The 5,005-nt window shown below is 51.3% G+C and carries 3 protein-coding genes and 4 pseudogenes; all 7 read left to right on the top strand.

What is annotated here, in order from left to right:
- Nucleotides 1-199: 199 nt before the first annotated feature.
- Nucleotides 200-1,078: pseudogene (locus QZ506_RS14715) on the top strand (tartrate dehydrogenase); the annotation flags it as partial.
- Nucleotides 1,079-1,143: 65 nt separating this feature from the next.
- Nucleotides 1,144-1,408, top strand: a pseudogene (locus tag QZ506_RS14720) (IS1 family transposase).
- Nucleotides 1,409-1,733: 325 nt separating this feature from the next.
- Nucleotides 1,734-3,167: pseudogene (gene mmuP / locus QZ506_RS14725) on the top strand (S-methylmethionine permease).
- Nucleotides 3,157-4,110, top strand: a complete 954-nt coding sequence (gene mmuM, locus QZ506_RS14730; RefSeq protein ID WP_291972037.1) for a homocysteine S-methyltransferase — start codon at nucleotides 3,157-3,159, stop codon at nucleotides 4,108-4,110. Before mmuP ends, mmuM begins: the two are co-directional and overlap by 11 nt.
- Nucleotides 4,091-4,360, top strand: a complete 270-nt coding sequence (locus tag QZ506_RS14735) for a hypothetical protein (protein WP_291972040.1) — start codon at nucleotides 4,091-4,093, stop codon at nucleotides 4,358-4,360. The genes mmuM and QZ506_RS14735 overlap by 20 nt, the downstream gene beginning before the upstream one ends.
- 104 nt (nucleotides 4,361-4,464) lie before the next feature.
- A pseudogene (locus QZ506_RS14740) lies at nucleotides 4,465-4,581 on the top strand (IS630 family transposase); the annotation flags it as partial.
- Between the two features lie 72 nt (nucleotides 4,582-4,653).
- A partial coding sequence (locus QZ506_RS14745) for a transposase (protein ID WP_291972041.1) occupies nucleotides 4,654-5,005 on the top strand: 352 nt, incomplete at its 3' end.

The following is a 5,005-nucleotide window of genomic DNA, read 5'->3' on the forward strand; positions in this document are numbered from 1 at the left end:
AGCCCAGTGAAACGACGGATCCTCGCAACGTAAAATCATGCAGTTAGGCATCATGAGAAAAGTGTACACCTGAGATGACAAGCATTTTCAACCAAAACTGGCATGGAAAAACAGCATGATTACCTATTATTCAACAAAGCCCATGTTGACAGGAAATACACTCGTATGGGTCCGCTAATAGAAAAACAGGAATACCCTTATGTCTGTACCGCGCTACGAGATTGCTGTCATCCCAGGAGACGGCATCGGAAAAGAAGTCATGCCGGAAGGCGTACGCGTTGTTACACGCGCTGCTTCGCAATTTGGCATTGAATTACAATGGGAATGGTTTGATTTTTCCAGCTCCGACTACTATCTAAAGCACGGTAAAATGTTGCCGGATAATTGGTTTGAGCTGTTGAAAGGTTTCGATGCTATCTATTTTGGTGCCGTAGGTTGGCCTGAAGTGGTACCCGATCATGTCTCGCTCTGGGGATCGCTGCTCAAATTCCGCCGCGATTTCGATCAGTACGTCAACTTGCGTCCGTGCCGCTTGATGCCCGGTGTCAAAGCACCGCTTGCCAACCGCAACCCTGGCGATATTGATTTCTACGTGGTGCGCTAAAATACCGAAGGGGAATACTCCAGCGTCGGCGGCATGATATTTGAAGGCACTGAGTGTGAGATAGTGATGCAGGAAACCGTGATGACACGCGTCGGCGTCGATCGCATCCTGAAATTTGCCTATGAACTGGCGCAGAAGCGACCGCGCAAACATCTGACGTCTGCCACCAAATCCAACGGTATTGCGATCACCATGCCATACTGGGACACCCGTGTTGCCGCGATGGGGCAGCATTACCCGGAGGTGAAAGTCGACAAATTACACATCGATATTCTCACTGCCAATTTTGTGCTGCATCCAGACTGGTTTGACGTGGTGGTCGCCAGTAACCTGTTTGGCGATATCTTGTCCGATCTTGGCCCCACCTGCACCGGTACTATCGGTATCGCACCTTCCACCAACATCAACCCTGAGCGCACGTTCCCCAGCCTGTTTGAGCCGGTGCACGGTTCTGCACAGGATATCGCCGGCAAAGACTTGGTCGTGTATTCAATATGTTGATTTAATTGTGAAATGTCAGGTTTTTGATGTGGAATACAGTGGCTAAAGTTAATGTAAGATGCACGTTTTGTGAACAGATATCTCCTGCGAAAAAACACGGTTATGGCAAAAGTGGCCATCAGCGTTACCGTCGTCAGTCATGCAAACACGGATGGCTACAGGGCTTACAACGACGAACTTCCAAAAGTAAAACACATTGTTAGCAAGCTGTATACACAGCGTATTGAGCTTGCATATCTGACACTGCGTAACCGATTGCAACGGCTCAATCGCAAGACGCTCGGATATTCAAAATCATCCTAAATGCACGATAGGATCATCGGTACTTACATCGGACGCGAGTACTATGTTTGATGCTACATCAACTCATTGAATATACGACCAAAAGATTATGTTGAGACCGACGATCTGTTTCGCCAAATTCGAACTCCTACCACGTCAGATGCCATTGCGCGAACCATCGCCGCACTGGTCTGATGCAGCGTGTATTGACTGTTTTCATATCATCGCTGTTGGTTTTTTCTCCCTATCTCAATCACTTTATGGATATTCAATTACTTTCCTCTTGACGGAGCGGTATAACACGACCACCTTGGAAGTGTAGACGTCTATACGTATAAGGGAACGCATGCAGCAGCACAGAATACCCACTCCGGAAATCCCAGCGCAATCAGGTACCTTTAAACGTGCAATGAAGGCGCGCCATCTGATCATGCTTTCATTGGGCGGCGTTATTGGCACTGGGCTGTTTTTTAATACCGGCTATATTATTTCCACCACGGGTGCTGCGGGCACGCTGTTGGCCTATTTGATTGGTGCGGTGGTGGTGTATCTGGTGATGCTGTCATTGGGGGAATTGTCGGTGGCGATGCCGGAAACCGGAGCGTTTCACGTTTATGCATCACGCTACCTCAGCCCGGCAGCTGGCTACACTGTTGCTTGGCTCTATTGCTTGACCTAGACAGTGGCATTAGGTTCGAGCCTGACAGCAGCGGGTTTCTGCATGCAATACTGGTTTCCAACCGTCCCCGTCTGGGTGTGGTGTCTGGTGTTTTGCGTCTTGATTTTTGTCCTGAATGTGATTTCTGCGCGTTTTTTTGCCGAGGGCGAGTTCTGGTTCTCCGTGATTAAAATGATTACCATTCTGGCCTTTATTATCCTCGGGGCAGGGGCGATGATCGGCATCATTCCACTCGAAGATGGTACGCCTGCGCCGTTGTTCACCAACCTCACCGTACACGGGTGGTTCCCCTTCGGTGGCTTGCCTATTCTGATGACCATGGTTGAGGTTAATTTTGCTTTTTCAGGCACCGAGTTGATCGGCATTGCTGCTGGTGATACGGAGAACCCGCATAAAGTGGTGCCGCTGGCGATTCGTACTACCGTTGTGCGCTTGATTGTGTTTTTTGTTGGCACCGTGCTGGTGCTGGCGACATTGATTCCGATGGAAGAGGCGGGGATTGTCAACAGCCCGTTTGTACAGGTATTTGAGCGCATCGGGATTCCTTATGCTGCGGATATTTTTAACTTTGTCATTCTGACTGCGATCTTATCTGCGGATAATTCCGGACTTTATGCCTCGGGGCGTATGCTGTGGTCGCTTTCAAATGAGAAGACGCTGCCTGCCTGTTTTTCTCGCCTTACGCGACGCGGCATTCCGCTGATAGCGATCTCGGTCAGCATGTTGGGCGGGGTGTTGGCGCTGGCTTCAAGTATCGTTGCTCCCGATACGGTGTACGTGGCACTTTCTGCCATCTCCGGGTTTGCCGTGGTTGCTGTGTGGCTCAGTATTTGTGCGTCTCATATTGCCTTTCGTCGTCACCATCTGCGTTCCGGGCGCTCATTGTCGGAGCTTAATTACCGCGCACCCTAGTTTCCTTTTACCCCCATCGATGGTTTTTTACTTTGCCTGCTAGCCTGTATCGGGCTGGCATTCGATCCCGCACAGCGTATTGCCTTGTGGTGCGGATTGCCTTTTGTTTCCGTGTGCTATGCCGAGTATTATTTCACGCAGAGGCAACAGACACGTCAATTACCTGAGGAATTGAATAATGTTACCTGAAAATCCCCTTGCCGCGCTGCTGGAGCAGTCACCCGTGGTGATCCTGGATGGTGCGCTGGCTACCGAACCGGAGGCGCGCGGCTGTGATTTGTGCGATCCGCTCTGGTCGGCGAAAGTGTTGATGGAAGCGCCAGGGTTAATTTATCAGGTGCATTACGATTATTTTGCTGCCGGGGCGCAATGCGCCATCACCGCCAGCTATCAGGAAACGCCGCAGGGCTTTGCGGCGCGCGGGCTGAGCGAAGCAGACGCATTGGCGCTGATCGCGCGCAGCGTTGAGCTGGCGGTACGTGCCCGTGAGGATTATTGCGTGGCGCATCCCGATGCACGCGCACTGTTGGTGGCGGGGTCGATAGGGCCGTATGGCGCTTTTCTGGAGAATGGGGCTGAGTATCGTGGCGATTATCATCTGCCACAGGCGGAGATGATGGCATTCCATCGGCCGCGTATCGCGGCGTTGGTTGATGCGGGCGTTGACGTGCTAGCGTACGAAACTCAGCCTTTGTTGCCGGAGATGGCGGCTCTGCTACAGTTGCTGCGAGAGTTTCCTACTATCACTGCCTGGTTCTCGTTTACGTTGCGTGATGAGCAGCACATCAGCGATGGCACGCCGCTGCGTGACGTAGTGGCGCTGTTGGATAACCACCCGCAAGTCGTGGCGATGGGCATAAACTGTGTCGCATTGGAAAGTGCGACGGCGGCGTTAGCACATTTATCCTCACTGACGGGGTTGACGCTGGTTGTCTATTCTAATTCTGGCGAGCATTATGATGCGAATGCTAAGCGCTGGATCTCAACCGGGGAACAGGCGTGTGCGTTGACTGAGCATTTGTCCGCATGGAGAGCCGCGGGCGTGCGCCTGATCGGTGGGTGCTGTCGTACCACACCGCAGGATATTGCCGCTATTTCTCATGCGTGCAAGCATGAGTCGCATCATTATTGATGGAGACATCATGACCAACCAGAATGAAGACGCTCACCGTGCTTATTGTCAACTGTGTGACACTCTGGGACTCACCTTACCTATCACCTTTCTGGATATCGCAGCGGAGCAAACCGTTGTCGTGTCGTTGCCGGATGCCGAAGCGCTGCGGCTGGCATTAGGGTATAAAAAAACCGCCGCGACTTTTTTTTCGCCATTTGCCCCCGACGCCAGACGAAATGGAGCGGGCAATCATGACCGTAGAGGATGAGGCCACACGCATTCGCCACCAAGTGGATTTGCAACATCCTCTTTATACCCGTGATCATTGAAGATGCTTGATTTTACGCGGTAAGAAGATCATGCTCACCCACTATGAAGGTATTTATTACCGACAAGCAAAAAGCCGAACTCGAACACCTTCATGACACCAGTCGTGATAAGCGTGTTTGTGATCGCATCAAAGCCGTCCTGCTGGCCTCCGAAGGCTGGGAGCCTGTACACGAGATTGTGTAATTGCCTGATTTTGATATGTTCAATCCAACATCAAAAGCAGGTTACTTTATGGACGAAAAACAGTTACAGGCTCTGGCTAACGAGCTTGCCAAAAATCTCAAAACCCCTGACGATCTCAACCAGTTTGATCGCCTGCTGAAAAAGATCAGCGTTGAAGCTGCCCTTAATGCTGAAATGACCCACCACCTCGGGCACGAGAAGCACCAGTCCAAATCTGGAACTAACACGCGCAATGGCTACTCCACAAAGACTGTTACCACCGGCTATGGTCCGCTGGAACTGCGTACACCACGTGATCGTGATGATTCCTTTGAACCGCAACTGGTGAAGAAGAACCAGACCCGGATCACCGGGATGGATAACCAGATTTTATCGTTGTATGCCAAAGGGATGACCACCC

Source organism: Candidatus Symbiopectobacterium sp. (assembly GCF_020054415.1).
In the GTDB taxonomy this organism is placed as follows: Bacteria; Pseudomonadota; Gammaproteobacteria; order Enterobacterales; family Enterobacteriaceae; genus Symbiopectobacterium.

Bases quoted from the DNA above. Each gene is read 5' to 3' on its own strand.
- mmuM (WP_291972037.1), top strand. From the start codon at position 3,157: ATGTTACCTGAAAATCCCCTTGCCGCGCTGCTGGAGCAGTCACCCGTG.
- QZ506_RS14735 (WP_291972040.1), top strand. From the start codon at position 4,091: ATGAGTCGCATCATTATTGATGGAGACATCATGACCAACCAGAATGAA.